General features: G+C 57.3%; 12 protein-coding genes. 7 read left to right on the forward strand and 5 right to left on the reverse strand.

Annotated features, from left to right (window positions below):
- Positions 1–47 precede the first annotated feature (47 nt).
- Positions 48–3,269 carry an efflux RND transporter permease subunit gene (locus tag M9920_10220; GenBank protein MCO5052667.1) on the reverse strand — a complete coding sequence of 1,074 codons (3,222 nt, stop codon included), beginning with the start codon at positions 3,267–3,269 and terminating at the stop codon, positions 48–50.
- Positions 3,270–3,280: 11 nt separating this feature from the next.
- On the reverse strand, positions 3,281–4,402 hold the full coding sequence (locus tag M9920_10225; protein ID MCO5052668.1) for an efflux RND transporter periplasmic adaptor subunit: 1,122 nt from the start codon (positions 4,400–4,402) through the stop codon (positions 3,281–3,283).
- A gap of 215 nt (positions 4,403–4,617) precedes the next feature.
- Here M9920_10225 and M9920_10230 point away from each other — a divergent pair, with 215 nt between their 5' ends.
- The 3 genes from M9920_10230 (at position 4,618) to M9920_10240 (ending at position 8,125) form a co-directional block, all read left to right on the forward strand.
- Positions 4,618–5,088, forward strand: a complete 471-nt coding sequence (locus M9920_10230) for a DNA starvation/stationary phase protection protein (GenBank protein MCO5052669.1) — start codon at positions 4,618–4,620, stop codon at positions 5,086–5,088.
- A 522-nt stretch (positions 5,089–5,610) separates the two neighbouring features.
- Positions 5,611–7,368 carry a DUF262 domain-containing HNH endonuclease family protein gene (locus M9920_10235; protein ID MCO5052670.1) on the forward strand — a complete coding sequence of 586 codons (1,758 nt, stop codon included), beginning with the start codon at positions 5,611–5,613 and terminating at the stop codon, positions 7,366–7,368.
- Positions 7,369–7,777: 409 nt separating this feature from the next.
- Positions 7,778–8,125, forward strand: coding sequence for a hypothetical protein (locus tag M9920_10240; GenBank protein ID MCO5052671.1), 348 nt, complete (start codon positions 7,778–7,780; stop codon positions 8,123–8,125).
- 27 nt (positions 8,126–8,152) lie between these two features.
- On the opposite strand, the gene uvrA is transcribed toward M9920_10240, so the two are convergent.
- Entirely contained in the window at positions 8,153–11,392 is a 3,240-nt protein-coding gene (uvrA, locus tag M9920_10245; GenBank protein ID MCO5052672.1) for an excinuclease ABC subunit UvrA, read from the reverse strand.
- Between the two features lie 121 nt (positions 11,393–11,513).
- Here uvrA and M9920_10250 point away from each other — a divergent pair, with 121 nt between their 5' ends.
- From M9920_10250 to M9920_10260, 3 genes are all read left to right on the forward strand, one after another.
- A complete protein-coding gene (locus M9920_10250; protein ID MCO5052673.1) occupies positions 11,514–13,583 on the forward strand; it encodes an Ig-like domain-containing protein in 2,070 nt (689 codons plus the stop codon).
- Positions 13,584–13,768: 185 nt separating this feature from the next.
- The gene (locus M9920_10255; GenBank protein ID MCO5052674.1) at positions 13,769–14,617 is read left to right on the forward strand and encodes a prepilin-type N-terminal cleavage/methylation domain-containing protein; all 849 of its coding nucleotides are present in this window, start codon (positions 13,769–13,771) and stop codon (positions 14,615–14,617) included.
- 231 nt (positions 14,618–14,848) lie between these two features.
- The gene (locus M9920_10260; protein ID MCO5052675.1) at positions 14,849–15,775 is read left to right on the forward strand and encodes a sugar phosphate isomerase/epimerase; all 927 of its coding nucleotides are present in this window, start codon (positions 14,849–14,851) and stop codon (positions 15,773–15,775) included.
- A gap of 15 nt (positions 15,776–15,790) precedes the next feature.
- On the opposite strand, the gene M9920_10265 is transcribed toward M9920_10260, so the two are convergent.
- Complete coding sequence (locus tag M9920_10265) at positions 15,791–17,086, reverse strand: site-specific DNA-methyltransferase (protein MCO5052676.1); 1,296 nt, start codon at positions 17,084–17,086, stop codon at positions 15,791–15,793.
- Positions 17,087–17,230: 144 nt separating this feature from the next.
- Here M9920_10265 and M9920_10270 point away from each other — a divergent pair, with 144 nt between their 5' ends.
- A complete protein-coding gene (locus M9920_10270; protein MCO5052677.1) occupies positions 17,231–18,517 on the forward strand; it encodes a nucleotide sugar dehydrogenase in 1,287 nt (428 codons plus the stop codon).
- Between the two features lie 235 nt (positions 18,518–18,752).
- On the opposite strand, the gene M9920_10275 is transcribed toward M9920_10270, so the two are convergent.
- Positions 18,753–19,535, reverse strand: a complete 783-nt coding sequence (locus tag M9920_10275; GenBank protein MCO5052678.1) for an IS5 family transposase — start codon at positions 19,533–19,535, stop codon at positions 18,753–18,755.
- Positions 19,536–19,913: the final 378 nt, after the last annotated feature.

Genomic DNA, 19,913 nt, shown 5'->3' on the forward strand with positions numbered 1-19,913 from the left:
GCGGATGAAAAATCAGAACCGAAGTCGCGCGATGGATGCCGGTTCAATCAAACCGTGGCGGCGGGCGGATTGGTTACGGGCGACTCCTGGCGAATGCGCCAATGTTTCCATTGAAGTTTTTGCGCGAGATCGTCGAGCAGCGAGTAGGCGACCGGAGTAACGATCAGCGTGAGCAACAGGCAGAGCGCCTGGCCTCCAATCACCACCACCGCGACCGCGCGACGTTCTTCCGCGCCCGGCCCGGTGCCCAGCGCCAGTGGCAACATACCGGCGATCAACGTGAGCGTCGTCATCAAGATCGGGCGGAGCCGCTCCCGGTTGCCTTGCAGGATGGCGTCAGCGCGTTCCAACCCGTGCTCGCGCAGTTTGTTCATGTGGTCAATCTGGAGAATGGCGTTTTTCTTCACGACGCCAAAGAGCACCAGCAGTCCGAGCGCGGAGTACAGATTGATGGTTTGATTCGCCACCAGCAGCGAGAGGAAGGCGAACGGCACGGACAAGGGCAGCGACAGAAGAATGGTGAACGGATGGATCAGGCTCTCGAATTGTGACGCCAGAATGATGTACATCAGGATGACCGAGAGCAGGAACGCCCAGAGGAACTCGCCGAATGTGCGTTCCAATTCCCGGGCGCGTCCCGAAACCCGGGTCGAGTAACCCGTCGGCAAACCCATGCGTTCCACCTCGGCGCGCAAGGTCGCGATGCGATCCGCCTGCGCGTAACCGGGCGCGACTCCGGCGCGCAAGCTGACCTGGCGCTGACGATCCAGGCGGTCAATGCGCGAGGCGGCTTGAGTGGGCGCCAGCGACACCACGTTGTCCAATCGCACCAAGCCGCTCCGGCTGCGGCGCGAGGGCACGTAGAGTTGCGCGATGGTTTTGGCGTCGCCCCGGTCGCTTTCGCGCAACCGCACCTGCACGTCGTAATCTTCATTCATCGCCTCGTCGCGGAAGCGGGTGACCCGTTCCTCCCCGCCCACCATGATGCGTAGCGCGGTGGCGATGTCTTCCGTGTCCACACCCAGGTTCGCGGCGCGCTCGCGATCAATGGCGACGTGCAATTCCGGTTTGTCGAGTTTCAAGGTGATGTCCGCGTCTTGCAGTCCGAGTTCGGGCGCTTTTTGGCGCAGACGCTCGGCGTAGTCGTAGAGGACATCCAGGTCCGGGCCGAGCAGGGCGAAATCAATGTCGAAGTTCGCGCCGCCACCCACGAAGGTTTGCGGATTGCGCACGGCGAAACGGATGTCGGGAATCTTTCGCAAACGCTGCCGGATTTCCTGTTGCACCTCGCGTTGGGTGTAATTGTTTTTGAACGCGTCCCACGGCGGCCAATGGAGCAGGCGTTTCCAGCCAAAGGTGCGTTCTTCGTGCGGCACCAGGCGGACGAAAAAATTGGCGCTGTTGAGACCGCCGAGAAAACCGCTGCCCGCCGAACTGAGGACGGAACTCACGCCCGGCACCTGACGGATTTCATTTTCCGCGCGCAACGCTACGACTTTGATCGCGCCCAAACCCGTGCCTTCGGCGGTGGTGAGGTTCACGTCAAATTCGCCTTCGTCCACGTTGCTGGGCAGATATTCCTGGCGCACCATTTTGTAGAGCGGGATGGATGAAGCCATGACCAGCAACGCCAGGCCGGCCACCAACCAACGGCGGCGCATGGCCGCGCAGAGCAGGTGCGTGTAGATGCGATCAATCCAACCGTAAAATCCGCTGCGTGATTCCGCATCGGCATGACCTGCCGAAGTGGGGCCGGCCTCCTCGTCGGAAGCGGATGCGGAGGATTGCCGTCGCACGCGCAGCAGGCGGGCGCTCATCATGGGTGTCAACGTGAAGGAGACGAGCAGACTCACCAGAATTGAAACGGCGGAGGTCAGGCCGAACTGATAGAGGAAGCGCCCCGAAATGCTCGACATGAATGAGACGGGCACAAAGATCACCACCAGACTGAACGTGGTGGCCATGACCGCCGGACCAATATCCGCCGTGGCGGCTTTGGCCGCTTGAAACGGCGGCATCTTCTTTTCTTCGATGAATCGGAAGATGTTCTCCAGCACCACAATGGCGTCATCAATCACAATGCCCACCATCAATACCAGCGCGAGCATGGTCACGCTGTTCAGCGTGAAGCCCAGCAGCTTCATCATTCCAAAGGACGCGATCACCGAGGCGGGAATCGCCACGGCGGCAATGACGGTGGCGCGCCAGTTCCGCATGAACAACAGCACCACCAGACACGCCAGAATGCTGCCCAGCACGAGGTGGACTTTGATTTCGTGCAAGGCTTCGTAGATGTAGTTGGATTGATCGCGAATGACTTCGAGTTGGAGGTCGTCCGGCAGTTGGGTTTTCAGGGTTTCCAGCCGCTGTTTGACGCCTTCGATGACCGCGACGGTGTTGGCGCCGGATTGGCGGACCACGTTCAACGTGACGTTGAATTTACCGTCGAGCCGGGAGACGCTGCGCTCCTCTTTGGTGCCGTCTTCCGCCCACCCGATGTCGCGTACGCGGATCGGGTAGTCGCCGCGGGTGGCGATGACCAGATCATTAAAGTCCTTGGCGCCGGCCAGGCGTCCCATGGTGCGCAACGAAACTTCGCGTTCGGCGGTGGTGACGTTGCCACCGGGAGTGTTGGCGTTCTGACGGTCCACGGCGTCGCGCACGGCGGTGATGGGCAATTGATAAGCCGCGAGGCGGTTGGCATCCACCCAGATGTTGATGGCGCGTTCCAGTCCGCCGACAATCGTCACCTCTCCCACGCCGGGCGACCGCTCAATCTGCGTCTTGACGATTTTATCGGCGATCTCGTTCAGCTCCCGTCGCGAACGATCTCCGGCCAGCGAGATGGAGAGTACTGGTTGCTGGTCGGGGTCCGCTTTGGAAATCGTCGGTGGGTCCATGTCGCGGGGCAGGGTGCGCACGACGGTGGCGACGCGATCCCGCACGTCCTGCGCGGCGATGTCAATGTTACGATTGAGATTGAAAGTGGTGATGATGAAAGCGCTGCCCGAGCCGCAAATGGAACGCAGTTCGTCAATGCCCTCGATGGTGTTGACCACTTCCTCAATCGGCTGCGCGACGTTCGATTCCATTTCGCCGGGAGAGGAACCCGGCAGTCGGGCATTGATGCGCACGACGGGAACATCCACCGAGGGAAACCGGTCCACGCCAAGATTGAGGTAGCCGGCCGTGCCCACGACCACGAGCGAGAGAATGATCATCATCGCGAAGACCGGGCGGCGGATGCAGATTTCAGCGAGCTTTTGCATCAGAGGTGGGTTCAGCGGGCCGCGTTGACCGGCAGGATCGCCGGAGTGGGTTGACCTTCCACGACGGTTAAAGCCTGACCGGTGCGCAGTCCGGCGGGATTCAGCACCACGGATTCGCCAGCGGTCAAACCGGAGAGCAACTCAACGAAACGGCCCGCACGGCGGCCGGTGGTTACGCCTTGTTCCACCGCTTTGCCATCGCGGAGCAACACCACTTTTTCCAATCCCGCAAATGTAATCAGCGCATCGGCTGGAATGCTGACGACGTTCTCGCGGTCGTTGATGATGATTTCCGCTTCCACGAAGGCGCCGGCACGCAAGCCGTTGGGATTGGGAATGTCGGCTTCGACCGTGAGCATGCTGTTATCCGTGCGCAGGGACGGGGCGATCCGGCTGAGTTTGCCTTCGTGGCGTTGATTGTCACCGGCGAGCGAGAGCCGCACGATCTGTCCGAGCCGAACCTGGGAGGCGTCGCGTTCCGGCACACCCAATCGCAGCCGAAGCGGATCCGTTTGCACGAGCCGCGCAATTGGCGCGCCCACGCTGAGGAAATCGCCCGCCGAGGCAATCCGTTCCGCGACGATGCCAGTGAACGGCGCTTTCACCCGGGAATGATCCAGGTTCAATCGCGCCAACGCCTCGTTTGCTTCCGCCGCTTTCACTTCCGCCTGGGTGCTGGCTGCGGATGCGACGGCGGAATCCAGATCGCTGGCGGACGCAATTTTTTCCCGCTGCAAATCCTGCGTGCGTTTCAGATTTTGCGCGGCGTTGGCGGCATTGGCTTGCGCTCGGGCCAGGTTCGCGGCGGCGACATTGGCCAGCGCCTCGTACGTGGTGGTGTCAATCAAGGCGATTTCCTGGCCCGCCTGAACGTGGTCGCCCAGATCCACGAAATTCTGGTCCAGTTGCCCGGCGACTTGCGCGGCAATCGTCGCCGCTTCCTGAGCCGTCAACGTGCCGATTACCGAGATGGTGCGCTCCATGGGCCGCAGTTCGGCCGACGCAATGCGGACTTCATGTGCGGGCAGGTCGGATTTTGCGCCGGACGGGGCCGTCGTTGACGGGTTGCACCCGGTGAGAACCAAAGTGCCAAGCCAAGCCAGACCAATCCGCATTTTCAGTGAGAATCTCATCAATGTTGTCGAGCGTCGCTTCGACGCGCGAACGCCAACATTTAATCAAAAATTCATGTACGGAAGCAACCCGGAGTGATTGTCAGCTTGACGCGATTTTTGTGCGTGCCATGCTGGCCGCGCTGGGAACGGAGTGACATTCGACCAAGAGGGAACGACCGAAACGCACTATTATCGTTCGATCCGTTCGGCCCAAAACCAAAAGGAAATTTTTTATGAAAACAACCAAGCATAATAATCGAAAAGCGCTGATGCCATTGTGTGAGAGCCTGAATCAAGTCCTGGCGGATTCCTACGCCTTGATGGCCTTGACGCATCTGGCGCATTGGAACGTGGAAGGCCCGGGATTCTTCGCGCTGCACACCGCTTTCCAAACGCAATACGAGGAGTTGTTCACGGCGGCGGACGACATTGCGGAACGCGTGCGCGCTTTGGAGTGTTACGCCATCGGCGGTCTGCGGACCCTGGCGGATGCGGCGCGCATGAAGGAATTTGCCGCGCCGTTGTCGCAGGAAAATTACGTGCGCCAACTGATCGTCGCCAACGAGAAGCTGCTCAAGGATGCGGCTAAAGCGCGCGATCTGGCCGGGGCCGCCAACGACGCGGAAACGCAGGATTTGATGATCGCGCGCATCACCTTGCATCAAAAAACCGTCTGGATGCTTAAAAGCTTTCTGAAAGATTAGGCAGCAACGCGTGTCGAGTTCCCAGACGTTACTTGAGAGGTCAGGAATCTTTGGCCGCTCCCTGCGCCTCGGTCCAAATAGGCAGTTAAAGTGCAAGGTGAATTAATCTGATCTGTCAAGAAATTGCGATAGGAAGCGTGGAACAACGCAACAGCAATAGGGATTGTGGGTTCGGTCGTTTCTGCACCGCACCGAGCGTGCATGCTCACGCGTCCACGATTTTCGGTTGGATTTCCCGTAAAGAGATTCAGGTAGGTGTTGCTCGGTTACGCGGCTCCGAACACCTTCAAAGACTGCTCTAGCGCGGTCCGCCAGCGAGATCTGAGCGACCTCGTGGGCTTCGGCACACTACCTAGGAGTAGTCCCGTCAGTGCCGAGGCGGAAGTGGTGGGCGTCATCACCGCCTCTGGTGTTCGTGGGACCTAGCAAGTCAACAGCAAACTCGAATCTCGACGACACACAAGCATAAACCTGAGTAGTCACGCAATTGACACATGATTTGGTGTTTGATCTAATCCGCCCATGCTCAATCCCGTCATAACACGGATAGAAACGATTCTCAGCGGGTCATCAGTATTTGCTATTCCCGTTTACCAGCGAGAATATAAATGGGGAAAGGAAGAAGCACTGGAGTTAATTGAAGACTTACGCAGCTACATGGGGGCGAAAGATGAGAATCTCTTTTTGGGGAACTTAATCTGTGAAAAGGCAAAAGATCAACGAGCCTACGTTGTTGACGGGCAGCAGAGGTTGACAACAATTTTTCTTCTCTTGATTGCATGTCGGATGCGTGCTCGCCAACTCAGGCTGGAAAAGCTAGAGCCGCGCATTCAGGACAAGATCACGTTCATAGACTCGACGACTGGTGAATCGTCTGGGCCACGGTTAGTTGCGTCTGAATCTGTTCGGGAGGTCTTTGAACACATGGCCAATTTGGGGTGGGATGGAAGGTTTCCGCATCAAATCGGGAAGAAGCCTGTTAAGAGAAAAGTCAACAAGATCAAGCCGATTTACGATTTCTTTGAGAAAGAGATTGCAGGACTAGATGCTAGCCAGCTAAGCAAGTTTCTCAGGGCGATTTACGATTCTTACGTAGCTAAGTTTGAAGTCGAAAATGAGGTCGAAGCGTTGAGCATTTTTGAACGCACCAACGCACGGGGATTGGATTTGGAAATCTCGGACCTGCTGAAGAATTTTCTCTTTAGCAAGAAGGTCAAAGACATTGAGTCTTTGTGGGACCAGATATTGGATAACTCGGGCGGCACCATTTTGCGGATGCTCAAGTACTTTTACGTTTCCAAAAACGGTTATGTGCGTAAGCCGGAGCTCTACAACAAGCTGAAATCCTACGGTGACGACGTGACACCACAGCAATTGACACAGCAATTGGCAGACTTTTCTAACTTCTACGCACTTGTAAAAGCTCCGACCAAAGACGGAACCAAAACTTACTTTGAAGCGGAAGGCTTCAGCCAGATTTCAAGCGACCAATACCGCTACGAAAGGATCCACCGGGCGCTCGAAGCATTGCGCGAGTTCAATGTCGTTCAGTTTTGCCCTCCAGCTTTTGCCGCAATTGAGTGTATTGCTAGGAACCGAGCAAAGAAAAAACCGGGCGAAGCAAAAAAGCTGATTCAACTCTTCGAGACATTTGAGAAGTACCACTTTATCAACAACGTCATTTGCGAACGTGTAGGAAATGAAGTTGAGCAACTCTACGCCCAGTCGTGCGTATCGTTCGCGGGATCGCGCAACTTTATCCAAATTGCCGACCAACTGATAAAGGAGCTGCGGCATAAGCTTGCGAAGGAAGACGAATTTATCGCCAACTTCTCCGATTTATCATACGCCACAGATCCCGTCTCAACCCTTGGATATATTTTTGACCGATTAAACAACGCTGGCCTCGATCCCGGTCAGTGTGTTCAGATATTCAATCCTGATCCGAAACTTCACAGGAGGAATTACAACATCGAACACTTCCTTCCGCAAAAACCTAGCTCTGGAGTCAAAAATGAAGACTTGAACGCGGTTGATAACATCGGGAACCTCTTGGTAATTTATTTCAAGGATAACTCTAGTCTAGGGAACGCTATGCCAGCCGAAAAGATTAAGCGTTTGAAGAGCGACCTGCTTAGGAATGTTCAAAATATGAAGTACGTAACTGACTTTATTGCCGAGTACGGCAGCAGCGCTGAATCATGGGATGCGGACAACATTTCCAAACGCGCTAGGTCTATGGCATTGAAAGCTTATCGTGAAGTCTGGAAGATTGCTTGAAGATGAAAGTGCAAAACTCGTTGTCTCACCCTTGATTCATCCGCGCCTGCAAGTCGCGCAGGCGATGCCTCTCAAATCAAACTAAAATATCGTGAATCGTATTGCTGTATATTGCTTTAACCAAACAGGTTGTGACGATTTTGATCTTGGTTGAAATTGGCGGTTTTTGACAACGGTCGGGGATTTGCTAGTATCCAACGCGTAATTATGGAGGTTCAAAGCATCCAAATGAAGATGGGAACTCAACCGGAATGGTCATCCATTCGGCTGTGTGTTTCCAGTCAGAGTGGCGGAGCGGGTTGCGACTCCTAAAGGTAATACCGATTTTAACCAACCCGCGATTGCCAGACAGTCGCGGGTTTTTTGTTTAATGACGAAGACGGATAATGTTCAAAGTAGTGAGAAAGAGATGAGATTGAAGACGGAAAGAGATGCCATTGAGTTCGCGTTGCCGCGGAGTTTCGCGCCTTCGGGTGCGGCGAATGGCTCCATTTATCGCGGGGCCTTCGAGACGGAGCTTGAGCGTTTGAAAGAACGTTTGTTGGCGCATGAATTGGCGCGAACGGTGAGTTTGGAAGTGAACGTGTTGTTGCGGCGCGCCGCCAACGACGCGATGGCGCTGGCCTGGCTGACGCCATTTCCGCTGTTGTTGTTGCCGGTGTTGTTCGAGGAGAAAGCTTTGGCCGCTCGTAAAATGGCGGCGCGTCAGGCCTTGATTCGTGAGCGAAGCCAGGAACTGATGGTTCTCACCGAATAGCGCGACCTCCAGTAATCTTTCCGAGCTTCAAAGTTTTCGCGTGCGTTGATTCCGCAAGGAAGCGTCTCGAGGCCGACGCCTTGGTGCGCGTTCGCCGCTGTAGCTCCGCCGCAAATACTGACCAGTATGACTGGCAGGATTTCGCGCGATGTTTTCTGGAGTGCCGGTGGCGACGACTTTGCCGCCTTCGGCACCGGCTTCCGGCCCGAGATCAATAATCCAGTCAGCGCATTTGATCACCTCCAGATTGTGTTCGATAACCACGACGGAGTGCCCGGCCGCCACCAGTCGTTGGAAAACTTGCAGCAGCACACGGACGTCGTCGAAATGTAAACCCGTGGTGGGTTCGTCAAACAGGAACAGCGTGGCGGTCGCGGCGGGTTGATGTCCGATACGCTTTGAATTTCGGCGATTCGCTGGCCGGTCCGTTGCGGCTGAGTGCTGCGTGGCTTCGGCCAAGTGGCGGACGAGTTTCAACCGCTGACTTTCCCCACCCGAGAGCGTATTGATGGGTTGGCCAAGACGCAGGTAGCCCAGCCCCACCTCTTGCAATAATTTCAAACTGGCGGTCGCGCGCCGGGCGGGTTTGGAATCAGCGAAGCCCGCGAGAAAATCAATCACTTCGTCCACCGTGGCTTCGAGGAAATCGCCGATGCTCCACTGCGGGGTGGTAGCAGATGCGGGACGCGGCGGACTGATTTTCAAATCCAGAATGTGCTGACGATAGCGGCGTCCGTCGCACTCCGGGCAGCGAATGAAAATGTCGCTGAGAAATTGCATCTCGATTTTCTCAAACCCGGCCCCGTGACACTTCTCGCATTGGCCAACGCTGGAATTGAAGCTGAACGCGCTGGCGTTCAATCCGCGTTGTTTGGCGATGTCGGATTGCGCAAACACTTCGCGGATGTCATCGAACGCGCCGATGTAAACGGCGGGATTCGAGCGCGGTGTTTTGCCGAGCGCGGATTGATCCACAAGAACCACCTGGCGCAGGGTTTCGTAGCCGGTGATCTGCGTTAGGGCGGGGGAGTGATTCGCGGTCTGGTCCGCTGCGGCGTCGTTGACGCTTTCCTCGGAGTCAAGCCGGTCGGAGGCTTTGGTGGGGCTGATGTCTTGATCGTGGAGTCTGGCTTGCAATGTCGGTAGGAGCACGTCACGAATCAACGTGGACTTGCCCGAGCCGCTGACGCCGGTGACGACGACGAAGCGCCCCAGCGGAATCTCGACGGAAAGGTGGTTGAGATTATGGCGCGTGGCGTCCTCAATCTTTAGCATGGCGCTGTTTTCGAGAATATAACTTTGATCCGCTTTGGGCTTTTGCGCCGCGCCGTTCGCCGCTGCGGAATGAATTGGCCGGCGTTGCGAAAGTTCGATGCGTTTTCGTCCACTCAAGTATTGGCCGGTGAGTGAAGTTTTGGATTTCAACAGATCACGCAGCGGACCTTGAAAAACAATTTCGCCGCCGGTGGCGCCGTGGCCGGGGCCGATATCCACAATCTGGTCGGCGGCGCGCATGACGCCGGCTTCGTGTTCCACCACCACCACGGTGTTGCCGGTATCGCGAAGTTTTTCGAGGATGCGGACGAGGCGGTCCGTGTCGCGCGGATGCAGCCCGACGCTGGGTTCATCCAGAACAAAAAGAGTGTTCACCAAACGCGTGCCGAGGCAGGTCGTGAGGTTCACGCGCTCGGTTTCCCCACCACTCAAGGTGCGCGTGGGCCGGTCCAGCGTGAGGTATCCAAGCCCGACCCCATCAAGGTAAGCGAGGCGGGTGCGCACCTCGTCCAAAGCGAGCCGCACGGAGTCTTGCGGCGAGGTTTTGCGGAGTCGCGACCGTTGCCGGATCAATTGGTTGACCAGGTTCAACGCGTCGCGAATGGGCAACGCGTAGAAATCAGGCAGCGTCAGGCGTGTCGTCGGCTGGGAAGTATTGCCGGTTGGCGTGGCCGCTCGCGAGGTTTTCGGCGACTTCGATCCGGCGGCGTCCACGTTGAGCCAATAAAGCAGCGCCTCGGGTTTCAAGCGCGCGCCGTGGCAATCCGGGCAGCGGGTGTAAGCGCGATAGCGTGAGAGCAACACCCGGACGTGCATTTTGTAGGACTTGGTTTCCAGCCAGCGGAAATAGCCTTTCACGCCGTACCACGCGCGCGGCCATTCGTGCGCTTCGTCAATGCCGTAATCCTTGTCGCCTTCAATGACCCAGCGTTGGTGTTCGGCGGCGAGCTTGTGGAACGGCACGTTCATCGGAACTTTGCGCGCCTGGCAAAACTTTTTCAAATCGCGCTGACACTCCGCGCTGAATCCGTTGCGCCACGGCTTGATCGCGCCTTCCGCCAGCGTCAGCGTGCGGTCGGGAAGCGCCAGATCGTAATCAATCGTGATGGTGCGACCAAAGCCCTTGCAAGTCGGACACGCGCCGAGCGGATGATTGAAACTGAACAAGGCGGGCGTGGCCTCGGGATACTCAATGTCACATTGGGCGCAATGGCGCCAGTTGGAAAAACGGCGCGGCTGGCGCACTTCGGTTGTGGCGGACATTGTCCAGACGGTCAATTTGCCTTTGCCGAAGTGGTAGGCCTGTTCGCAGGCTTCGATGATGCGCGCGCGCGCCGTCGGTGTGAGCTTGAGCCGATCCTGCACCACGATTAAAGCGGTTGGCGGTGGTTGAAGAGTCGCAAGTTTGGCGGCTTCGTCGAGCCGCGTCACCTCGCCGTTTACCAGCAGTCGTTGGTAGCCTTGCTTGGCAATCAACGCGAGCGATTCAGCCAGGGAAAGCTTTTCCGAAAGTGGAACTTCAAAGGTGATCAAAACTTCTGCCGATGGCGCGACTGACAATGCTTGCCACACACCTGGCGGCGCTGTTTTCGTCACCGGCCGACCGCAACCGCGACAGTGCAGTTGCGCGAGGTGCGGCCAAAGGACTTTCAAGTGATCGCAAATTTCCGTCATCGTGCCGACCGTGCTGCGCGTGGTGCGAACCGCGTTGCGTTGTTCGATGGCAATGGCGGGCGGGATGCCTTCGATGCTGTCCACTTGCGGTTTATCCATGCGGTCGAAGAACTGCCGGGCGTAGGGCGAAAAAGTTTCGATGTAACGTCGCTGGCCCTCGGCATACAGCGTGTCGAAGGCGAGCGAACTTTTACCCGAACCACTCAAGCCGGTGATGACGATGAGCCGATGCAGCGGCAGATCGAGATCGAAGCTTTTGAGGTTGTTATGCCGCACGCCGCGCAAGCGAATGACGGCACCCGAAGCCGAATTTGACACGCAACGAAATTAGGGGAGAGCGCGACGATGTCAACCGGGTGCGTGGTGCTGAGCGAGACTGCGACCGGATTTAGTTGGTTTTGTATTGAAGATATCGGCGGCGAGACCACAATGTGATCTTATGAAAAAACCAGTGTTTCTGACTTGTTTGGTGGTAGCACTTTGCGTGAGCCAGGCCGCCACCGTCAACGATCACTTTAGTCGCGCCGATACGGCACCTCAAACAGCCGCTGACGATCCGAATGCCATTGGCGGTCACTGGACCGTGGCTCAGGGCGAATGGATGCTGAAGGATGGGAAATTGATGCCGGGACCAACCGGGGTGGATCAGCAATTAATCATTTTGAACGCCGTGCCCACCTATAACACCGAAGGCACGAATTTCACCTTGCAGGCGGTGGTGCAGTTTAACACACCGGGAGACGATCTGACTCTCTGGGCGGGAGTGATTTTCAATTACCAGGATCCGCTCAATTTTTGCACGGTTCGCTATTGTGGCGCAGGCCTAGTGCAATTGGTGAAGTGGGAGAATGGCGATGTGGGCGGGTACGGCGAAATCCCAAGCACGCCGCCGATCACCGGTCGGCCTTACCGCATTACGGTCTCCTCCACTGGGTTGGGAATTTATTCGGCGAGTATTGATGATGCGATTACGGGCGAAAACATGGGCAGCATTACCGACTACGATCTGGGCGGTGGCTTTGCCAATGGTTATGGCGGCGTGCATAGCGGGTTTAACACCGGATATTGGAAGATCGCCTTTGACAACTTTAGTTTGGAGGTGGGGCCCGAAATCGCCGTGCCGCCGCTTTTGCTCGCCTTGCCCACGACGGCGAGCGCCAACCCCGGAGGTCAATTGGCTTTGACGGCGGATATCGGCGGCAATCCGTTGCCGCAAGTGCAGTGGAAATTCGAGGGGCAAGATATTCCCGGGGCCACCGATCTAACCCTGATTGTGGACAACTTCCAAGCGGCGAACGTGGGCGGTTATTCCTTGGCGGCTACGAACAGCTCGGGTGGGCTGGAGACTCCGGTCGTGGATGCTTCCTTCGGCTCGCGGTTTGCGGATGATTTCAATCGTGCCGACACGTTGCCGCAGGATGCCAGCAGTGTGCCGAATGCCATTGGCAGCGCTTGGAACATCTTTTCAGGTGAGTGGGCGATCCATCAAAATCAATTGGCGCAGGCCGGCAACACAACTGGCGAGTTGATGGCCTACATCAATTCGCCCGCCACAATGAGTGATGGTAGTGGTGGGAATTTTACTCTGACGGCCACGCTGCAACTGGATAGCGAAGACCCCACTGGGTTTGTCGGGTTGATTTTTAATGCGGCCCCCGACGCAGGGGATACTTACGTTTTGCGTTACAATGGGCAGGGCACGGTCCAGCTCATTGGTGTTCTGGGTGGAGCAATCGGGCCGGTACCGTTGAGCGTAGAAAATGCGTTTATTCACGTCCAAAACCGGCCGTATCGCGTGACCGTAGCCTCGGAAAGTCCCAACGCCTTCACGGTTCAGATTTATGATACCGTGGCGGACATGGAGGTTTATACCACCACAGTGGCCGATGGTGGCGCGAACCTCGTGGGCGGCTCCGGTGGTGTTTACGCCTTCCCCGGTTTCGAGCTGATGCGGTTTGATGACTTTAATCTGACGGTTCAACCGTGGGCTAACCAAAATCCCAGCGTGCTTTCCTTCACCACGGGTGCGTTGACAGGATTGCCCCAGGACATCCAGATCATCGGTGGACAATATGCTCCGACGGATCCGGATGGCGATGCGCTGACGGTGATCGCTGTCACCCCAAGCGTAAATGGCGGCACCGTTACGACTGACGGCAACAAAATCACGTACACTTCGGACGCCGCCTTCACGGGCGCGGATAGCTTTGACTATACGGTGAGTGATGGCCAGGGCGGTGCGGCGACCGGCACGATCACGGTTAATGTGATTGCCAATAGCGCGGCGCAAAATCGGATTGTTGTGAATGGCCCCGTGAGCGACGGGACGATCCATCTCGCTTTCCAGGGAATTCCGAGTTCGGCGTACGTGCTGGATTGGACCTCGAGTCTGGCGGCACCCGTGACTTGGACATCGGTCAGTACGAATCTGACCGACGCGACGGGGGTTTTGGAGATGTCCCATACCACGGCTACTCCAGAAAATTTTTATCGGCTCCGAAAACTTTAAGGCGTTCAAATCACGCGGCCTTGGTTGACGGTTGAGACCGGGTTGGCAGAGAGATGGGCCTGTGTTTGTGAAGGCGTTCCGTTCTTCCAACCCGGCAGTGAGCGCAAGTTGGAGTCGAAAAAAGTCGCGCGGCACGCTAGGTTGGGACGGATGGTTAAGCCATGATTGTTAACTCAAGGAGACTGATGAAGATGGGAGCACTAAAGCCGCGTGTCGCTTTTACGTTGATTGAATTACTGGTGGTGATTGCCATCATCGCGATCCTGGCGGCCCTGCTGCTGCCGACGTTGGGGCGTGCGAAGGAACGATCCAAGACGATCAGTTGCGTCAACAACCTGAAGCAGATTTGCCTGGCCACCAAAATGTATATGGACGACAACGCTGGATACGCGCCGCCCCTTTATTGGCAGATCGGCAGCCCGTGGATGCCCGCCGATTTCAAGTTCGGTTCGGATTATCTCGTGCAGAATCCTTACGGCTTTTTCTGGCAGGATCGGTTGCGGGTTGGTGGTTACGCCAAGGCGCTCAAAATTTTTAATTGTCCCTCATTGCGCGCTTATGCGGCCAAGGATATCGGGGGCGGTTACAGCACCAACAATCCGCTGGGTATTGGCATCAATGTGTTCGAGTTCGGCACGACCATCGGTTACACCGAACCGCTGTGGGTGAAGGAATCCATGATCAGTCGCCCGAGCGGATTCATCATTTACGCGGATGCGGGCGCCGTCACCCCAGGCACGCTCAAATTGAATCCGGACCAATGGGTGTCGGATTCGGCGTCCGATGCTGCCGCGGCGCAACTCACCGGCGCCGGTGCCACTTACTTCTGTCCCCCGTCAGGCTGGCAGTACGCCTCGGGTATTCAACCGCGCTCGATACCGCGTCACAATCGGCGCTGCAATTTCGGCTTCTTTGATGGTCACGCGGAAAACCTGAAAAACAGTTCGGTTGGCTACCAGTATTTAAACGGCGTGGAGGGCGCTGCTGTGGGTACTCCCCAGCCTGAAGCGGCGCTTTGGGCGCGTGCCCACTGAGCGGAAGCTTCACGACTCTGACCCACTCGTGGTGATCCGTCACAGTTACCTTCGACCGGTCAGAGTGTTTCAAATATTTCTGTGGTCGCCGTGAAGCGACGGAATTGGATCCCGTTATGCGCTTTCGATAAAGAAGGTTTTGAGCTCGATCAGAGCGCGACGATGTCAAATTCTGCGCGCCCTCAATCGCCATCAGTTGACCGGCAACATGGGTTTTGTCATGCTGTCGCCATGAATCGTCGCCAATTTATTCAAATTTCAAGTCTGTTCGCCGCCGGAATCTCCATGGCCGCGCTCTCGGGTTGTTCCAGCCCCCGCTCAGCTTCTGCCAAACCGTGGTTTCAAATCTCCCTGGCCGAATGGTCGTTTCATCATGCCTTGTTCGGCAAGCAGATGACTAATTTGGATTTTCCCAAAATCGCGCGGCGCGAGTTCGACATTCACGGGGTGGAATACGTGAACCAGTTTTTCAAGGATAAGGCGGACGATCAGGCTTACTTGAAAGAGTTACATTCCATCTGCGATGGCGAGGGGATCCGTAGTGTGCTGATCATGTGTGACGGCGAGGGAAATCTTGGCGATCCGGAAGCGCAAAAACGTGCGCAGGCGGTGCAGAATCATCATCGCTGGGCGCGCGCGGCCAGATTTCTCGGCTGTCACAGCATTCGCGTGAATGCCGCCACGGGCGGGGTGGGGAGTTTTGAAGAACAGCAAGAGCGCGCCGCGGAAGGGCTGGCGAAGCTCGGCGAGTATTGCGCGACGTTGGGATTGAACACGATTGTGGAAAATCATGGCGGGCTGTCGTCGAACGGCAATTGGTTGTCCGGCGTCATGCGGATGGTCAACCGACCGAACGTCGGAACGCTGCCGGATTTCGGCAACTTCTGGATTGATCACGCCAAGAATGAACAATACGACCGCTACCTGGGCGTGGAACAAATGATGCCGTTCGCCAAGGGCGTGAGTGCCAAGTCGAATGACTTCGACGCCGCCGGCAACGAAACCACCACCGATTACCGGCTCATGTTGAAGATCGTGAAAGACGCGGGCTATCGCAGTTTCATCGGCATCGAATACGAAGGCTCGCGACTCAGCGAATACGATGGCGTTCGCGCCACCAAAGCGCTGTTGGAAAAAGTGCGCGACGAACTGGCGTAAGCGACGTCCCGCAACTCAGCCCGGCTTCTGGAACAGAACAATGCGGTTCGTGTTCGTGCCCTGGCTCATGTTGTTCACGCCCCAGCAGTTTGCCGTTTTGGTGAAGGCTTGATCGTTGATCAACACCAGCACGGGCACCAGGCCGACGGCGACTCCACACGGCAGTACGGTTTCTTCCAGCTTGGTTTTGCCGCCGTGAATCTCGCCGACTTCGAAGGCTAGAAATCCGCCCGGCTTGAGCAGACGAAATAGCTCGCGCATCACCGCCGTCATTACTGCTGCCCAGTCGCCCAATTTTCGGGGTGTGGTCAGGGTGATCGAATCGGCCTCCAGACCGAGGAACCAGCAGCGCAACCAGTTATCCTGGGCGTATTGCACCACGTTCAGAAACGGCGGCGAGGTGACGATCAGTGCGACCGATTCGTCCGGCAAGACCGAGGTGGCATCCGCCGGGCAGTTGGTGAAGCGCGCCGCTCCCGCCACCCCTTGGAGCGTTTGCCGGACCTCATCCGTCACGTCGCCCAAAAGTTGGCGCGACTTCTTCAGCATGAGCTTCACAACCTCGCGCCGCGGTGGGGTTTGATTTCGTTTGGTGTTGATCTTGCGCTGAGAGGCAATGCTGACCGCTTGATTGGGCGGGAGTGTATAGACCGAGAAAAATCCGGCAGAATGACCGGTAAGCCGGTTGAGCGCCACCATGCGCAACCAGGCGTCCGTTGCTGTGGCTGCCGTCGTGGCGTGGCTCTGACCGGCGGGAGCCGGTGGGAGGCTATTGCGGAAGTGTTTTTTTAGCGCGCAAATTTCACGGAGCGTGTCGGGATGATAAAACACCAGCAGATCCTCAGGAAATTCGTCGTGGTCGGTCAGATTGATTTCCTGCAAGCGCGCGGTGAGGTCTGCCAAGGTCGGCGGGCGTAAGCGCGGTTGCGTGAGCGCGAAGCTCAATGGATTGAGATCATTGCCCCACGGAATGCGACCGAGCAAAGCCGCTTCGAGCGGGGTCGTCCCGCGACCCATGAACGGGTCATAGACGATGTCGCCGGGTTGCGTGAGGCGTTCGATGAAAAAGCGCGGAAGCTGTGGCTTGAAACAGGCGCGATAGGAAATTTCATGCAGCGAACTCGCCTGACGCTGTCGCGCCGTCCAGAACTCATTGACGAAAGTAGGAGTTTGCCGCGTGCGTCCATCGTCCGCGAAAGCGGTGGTGAGACACTTCGTCGCTTGGCTGAACTCGGCGAAATCGCGTAATTGCGCTGCAAAATATGGCGCTCGATGGTGTTTCTGAACTGGCGTGGTAACGGCGTCTGACATAATCAGGAGGCAACTTTAGCAGGCGAATGGAGGCGGCCAAACAAGTTTTATGCCGTCCTCCACAAAATCTTAACGAAGTTGAAAATTGGGTTGAAGAACGAGCCGACTGGGGCATTTTCCCCTCCACGGTTGGAAACTGAAATTATGAAAATTGCCATTGTTGGTCTGGGTTATGTGGGGTTGCCGTTGTGTTTGCAGTTTGCGCGCAGCGGCGTGGAAGTCATCGGGTTGGATGTGGATGCCAAGAAGGTTAAATCCATCAATTCCGGTCGCAGTTACATCGCGCACATTGATGCCTCAAACATCCGCGAGATGGTGCAGGCGGGGCGACTCACTGCTTCCGCCGATTTTGCCCGGGTAAAAGAAGTCGAAGCGGTCATCATTTGTGTGCCGACGCCGCTGAATAAGAATCGCGAGCCGGACATTTCGTACATCGTCAACACCGGCAAGGCCATCGCCCGGCACCTGCAAAAGGGCGCACTGGTCGTATTGGAATCCACCACGTATCCCGGCACCACCGACACGGATTTACGGGAAGTCTTGGAGATCGGTTCAGGCCTGGTCGCGGGGAAGGATTTTCATCTGGCCTTCTCGCCGGAACGCGAAGACCCGAGCAACCCGGACAGTCAGGTGGCCAACATTCCGAAAGTGGTGGGAGGCTTGACGCCGGCGTGTCTGGCCCGCGCCCAGGCGTTGTATGGGAAGGCGATTCGGACGTTGGTACCGGTGTCATCGTGCCGGGCGGCGGAGGCGACGAAGCTGTTGGAGAACATCTTTCGGAGTGTGAACATCGCGTTGGTGAACGAGTTAAAGATGGTGTATGAGGCGATGGGGATCGACGTGTGGGAAGTGATTGGGGCGGCGAAGACGAAGCCGTTTGGGTTCATGGCGTTTTATCCCGGACCGGGATTGGGAGGGCATTGCATTCCGATTGACCCGTTTTATCTGACGTGGAAGGCGCGGGAATATGGGCAGGCGACCCGGTTCATCGAGTTGGCGGGAGAAGTGAACACGGCGATGCCGGAGTACGTGTTACACCACGTGGCGGACGCGCTGAACGAGCGGCACAAGTCGGTGAAAGGCAGTCGGGTGCTGTTGTTGGGTCTGGCGTATAAGGCCAACGTGGATGACGATCGCGAATCGCCGAGCTACGTGCTGATGGACTTGTTGAAGCGGCGCGGGGCGCATGTGGCGTATTACGATCCTCACGTGCCGGTGATTCGGCCGACGCGGGAACATGCGCATTGGGCGGGGACGAAATCGGTTGCGTGGAATCAGGAGACCATCGCCAGCTACGATCTGGTTTTGATTGCCACGGCGCATCGGGCCGTGAACTACGCCGAGCTGGCAGACTGGGCGCAGGTCATCGTGGACACTCGCAATGTGATGACGGATTATCCCGCCGCCAAAGTGAAGCTGCGGAAAGCGTGAGAACGCGGGATGATTTGTTCACGAGTGGCGGCAGTTGGCGGTTGGCGATGAGCGATGCGGAATAAGGCCGTCAGGATTGCGCGGATACGGCTCAGTTTGGATCTACCGTCTGTTTTTAACCAATTCAGGCGCACTGCATTTGATCTGCGACCATTCCTTGTTTGCGCTCAACTCAGATTCTTGAACCGGGCCAATCACCCGCTTCGTTTTCACGTCTAAGAGCCTGTTTGAAAAGTCATGACTTTGCGGCGAGTCGTGCGAGCATGAGGCGGATCATGGCAAGGTAGACCATGGTTTCGCCGGTGTGCGCCTGACGTTCATAATCGCGGCTGAGGCGGCGATAGCGGTTGAGCCAGCCAAAGGTGCGTTCCACCACCCAGCGCCGGGGCAATCCTTTGAACGTATGCAATTCCGTGCGTTTGACGATCTCCACGGTGCAACGCCACACCGCCAGTGCCCACGCCACCAGCGTTCCCGCGTAGCCCGCATCGGCCCAGAGGTGTTTGACGCGCCGCCGGGGGCGCCGGCCAAAATGTTGGTCCAAGAGTTGTCGCGCGCCGTCGCGATCCTGAATGTTGGCGGGCAGCACCAGCACCAAGAGGACCAGCCCCAAGGTATCCACCAGCAGATGCCGTTTGCGACCGTTGATCTTCTTGCCCGCGTCGTAGCCGCGCGCGTCGCTGCACTCGCTGCTCTTGACACTCTGGCTGTCCACAATCGCCGCGCTGGGTTGAGCGTGACGCCGCGCGGCCCGTCGCACTTGCTGGCGCAAGCGCGTGTGAATCCGTTCCCACAAACCGCTTTGCTTCCACTTCCGAAAGTAGTGATAGACCGTGCCCCACGGCGCAAAGTCCTTGGGCAGGTTACGCCATTGGCAGGAGGTCCGCACCAGATAGAACATCGCGTTGAGCAGTTCCCGGTAACTGTGCTTGCGTGGGCGTCCGGTCGAAGCGGGTTTGGGAAAATAGTTTTGCAGCAGTTGCCATTCGAAGTCGCTCAGATCAGTCGTATATCGCATCCCCAGCGTACTGCGACAAATAACGCCAAAAGTACAGCCTTTTTCGCGATTTTATTCAGCTCTTTTGACTTTTCAAACAGGCTCTAAGGCATACCAGCCGCTCGTGTCGCCACGATACAGTCTGGTTACTCGTGCCAAAATCCAATTCTGATTCCAGCCAATCTGGTCTTTAGTGCCGTCCAAAACTGGGGGGCGGGCCCCCCCCCCCCCCCCCCCCCCCCCCCCCCCCCCCCCCCCCCCCCCCCCCCCCCCCCCCCCCCCCCCCCCCCCCCCCCCCCCCCCCCCCCCCCCCCCCCCCCCCCCCCCCCCCCCCCCCCCCCCCCCCCCCCCCCCCCCCCCCCCCCCCCAAAAAACCGCTCTAGCTTTTTTTACATCGGG

The sequence above is a fragment of the Verrucomicrobiia bacterium genome, from assembly GCA_023953615.1.
In the GTDB taxonomy this organism is placed as follows: Bacteria; Verrucomicrobiota; Verrucomicrobiia; order Limisphaerales; family JADLHS01; genus JADLHS01.

Coding starts and splice junctions, on each gene's coding strand:
- M9920_10220 (MCO5052667.1), bottom strand. CDS start 3,269: ATGCAAAAGCTCGCTGAAATCTGCATCCGCCGCCCGGTCTTCGCGATG.
- M9920_10225 (MCO5052668.1), bottom strand. CDS start 4,402: ATGAGATTCTCACTGAAAATGCGGATTGGTCTGGCTTGGCTTGGCACT.
- M9920_10230 (MCO5052669.1), top strand. CDS start 4,618: ATGAAAACAACCAAGCATAATAATCGAAAAGCGCTGATGCCATTGTGT.
- M9920_10235 (MCO5052670.1), top strand. CDS start 5,611: ATGCTCAATCCCGTCATAACACGGATAGAAACGATTCTCAGCGGGTCA.
- M9920_10240 (MCO5052671.1), top strand. CDS start 7,778: ATGAGATTGAAGACGGAAAGAGATGCCATTGAGTTCGCGTTGCCGCGG.
- M9920_10250 (MCO5052673.1), top strand. CDS start 11,514: ATGAAAAAACCAGTGTTTCTGACTTGTTTGGTGGTAGCACTTTGCGTG.
- M9920_10255 (MCO5052674.1), top strand. CDS start 13,769: ATGAAGATGGGAGCACTAAAGCCGCGTGTCGCTTTTACGTTGATTGAA.
- M9920_10260 (MCO5052675.1), top strand. CDS start 14,849: ATGAATCGTCGCCAATTTATTCAAATTTCAAGTCTGTTCGCCGCCGGA.
- M9920_10265 (MCO5052676.1), bottom strand. CDS start 17,086: ATGTCAGACGCCGTTACCACGCCAGTTCAGAAACACCATCGAGCGCCA.
- M9920_10270 (MCO5052677.1), top strand. CDS start 17,231: ATGAAAATTGCCATTGTTGGTCTGGGTTATGTGGGGTTGCCGTTGTGT.
- M9920_10275 (MCO5052678.1), bottom strand. CDS start 19,535: ATGCGATATACGACTGATCTGAGCGACTTCGAATGGCAACTGCTGCAA.